Raw genomic sequence first — 2,030 nt, 5'->3', positions numbered from 1 at the left:
CAGAGGCTCGATGATCCGCCATTCCGCCTCACTCAGATCGAACCGCGACATGCCAAGCTCCCGTCCAGCAGGGAACTTGAATCAGATCCCAGCCCGTCGCGTCCAGCAGTTTGGGTTCAGGACCTAGCGCCGTTTCCGCCCGGCTGCGCGCGCGGCGGCGGTGCCGGCGCGTCGCCCGTCGTGCGGCCCCGCGCTCGCGCCTGTTTCCCGCCGTCCGCGATTCGGCCCGGCCGCGGATTGCGGGCGATGGCCGGCGGCGCGGCCGCGGCCCGGCGCAGGCGCGGGCAAGCGCCCCGGACGCGCGCCGGCAGCCGGCCGGCGAGGCTCAGCCCCCGGCCTCCCGCAGCACCTCCTCGGTGTGCTCGCCGAGCCCGGGCGCCGGCACGCTCCACGGCCCGATCCCGGGCAGCACCGGGAAGGGCAGGGTGCCGAGGCCGGGCTGCTCGAGCGGCACCACGGCGCCCACCGCGCGCACATGCGCATCGGCCAGGAAGTCGAGCGGCATGTTCACCCGGTCCACCAGCATCCGCGCGGCGTGGAAGCGGGCGATCCAGTCCTCGCGGTCGCGCCGCAGGAAGGCCTCGCGGACGATCGGCACCAGCGCCTCGCGGTTGCGCGCGCGATCGGGATAGGTGGCGAAGCGCGGCTCCCGCGAGAGGTCCGGCAGCTCCAGGATGCGGCACATCTCCACGAACTCCGCCTCGCGCACCAGGCCGATGATCAGCCAGCCGCCGCAGCGGCAGCGATAGGTGCCGGCGGGGACGTTCGGCGCCGGCGGCACGGCCCCGAGCAGGCCGTGCTCGGCGATGTTGAGCGCGAGGAACGCCGCCGCCGACTGCATCAGCGACACGTCGAGCACCCGCCGCCGCGGCGGCGCCCCGGCCGCCCGGTCCCGCGCCTGCGCGGCGAGCGCCGCCTGCACCGCGGCGAAGGCGGAGAGGCCGGTGACCACATCCACCGTCATGATCGGTCCGGTGCGGTGCGGCGCGCCGTCCATGCCCTCGTTCAGCGCCGCAAGCCCCGTGAAGGCCTGGCCGACGCTGTCGGTGCAGGGCCGCTCCGCATAGGGGCCGCTCTGCCCGAAGCCGCTGATCGAGAGGAACACCACATCCGGCTTGCCGGCCTCCGGCACGATGCCGAGGCGCCGTGCGACGCCGGGGCGGAACGCCTCCAGCATCACGTCCGCGCGCGCGGCGAGCCTGGCGAAGCGGGCGCGCCCCTCCGCGCTCTGCAGGTCGAGCACCACGCTGCGCTTGCCGCGGTTGAAGGCGGTGTGCATCACGCTGTGCTGGCCGGCGCGCGTGGTGAGGCCGCGCGACCAGTCGCCGGCGGGCGGCTCGACCTTGACCACATCCGCGCCGCAGGCGGCGAGCAGCGTGGCGCAGTAGGGCCCGGCGATGCCCTGGCTGGCGTCGAGCACGAACAGGCCCCGGTACGGCTTCGACATGCATCCCCCTCCCGTCGCGGCGTTCCTCCGCATCCTGGCAGCACGGGGGCGGGAGGGAAGGGAGGATCGCCGGGCGCCGCCGCCCCCCGCCCGGATCCGGCCCTCGCCTGCCGCGCGCCGCGGGGCGTAGAGTCGCCTCGGCCACGACCCGCGAAGGAGGCGTGCGATGGCGAATTACGTTATGCTCGCGAACTGGACCGACCAGGGCATGCGCGCCGTCTCCGAATCCCCGCGCCGGCTCGATGCCGCCCGCAAGGCGCTGGAAGAGATGGGCGGGCGCATCGGCGCGGCGTTCATGACCATGGGGCCGTATGATCTGGTGCTCATCTACGAGGCGCCCGACGATGCCGTGGCGGCGCGCTTCACCCTGATGCTCGGCCGCCAGGGCAACGTGCGCACCCAGTCGCTGAAGGCCTTCCCCGAGGACGCCTACCGCCGGATCATCGCCTCGCTGGACTAGGGTCTGTTAGAGCTTGAATGCTATGCCCATGTTGTGGGGATGGCGGAGAAGAGCGGCGGCGTTCAGGTGTTCACGGATGCGGCCTGGGCGGAATGGGAGCCGCTGATCGAGGCGACACGGCCG

2 protein-coding genes are annotated in these 2,030 nt (G+C 73.9%); one reads left to right on the top strand and one right to left on the bottom strand.

Features of this window, described 5'->3' with window-relative positions; genetic code table 11:
* Window positions 1–325: 325 nt before the first annotated feature.
* Entirely contained in the window at window positions 326–1,447 is a 1,122-nt protein-coding gene (locus K1J50_RS18725) for a CaiB/BaiF CoA transferase family protein (RefSeq protein WP_220119261.1), read from the bottom strand.
* Between the two features lie 166 nt (window positions 1,448–1,613).
* On the opposite strand from K1J50_RS18725, the gene K1J50_RS18720 reads away from it, so the two are divergent.
* Window positions 1,614–1,907, top strand: coding sequence for a GYD domain-containing protein (locus K1J50_RS18720; RefSeq protein ID WP_220119260.1), 294 nt, complete (start codon window positions 1,614–1,616; stop codon window positions 1,905–1,907).
* Window positions 1,908–2,030 lie beyond the last annotated feature (123 nt).

It is taken from the genome of Caldovatus aquaticus (assembly GCF_019458025.1).
GTDB classification, from domain to species: domain Bacteria; phylum Pseudomonadota; class Alphaproteobacteria; order Acetobacterales; family Acetobacteraceae; genus Caldovatus; species Caldovatus aquaticus.
Note: the sequence above shows the minus strand (reverse complement) of the source record. Positions and strands in the feature narration are given on the sequence as shown.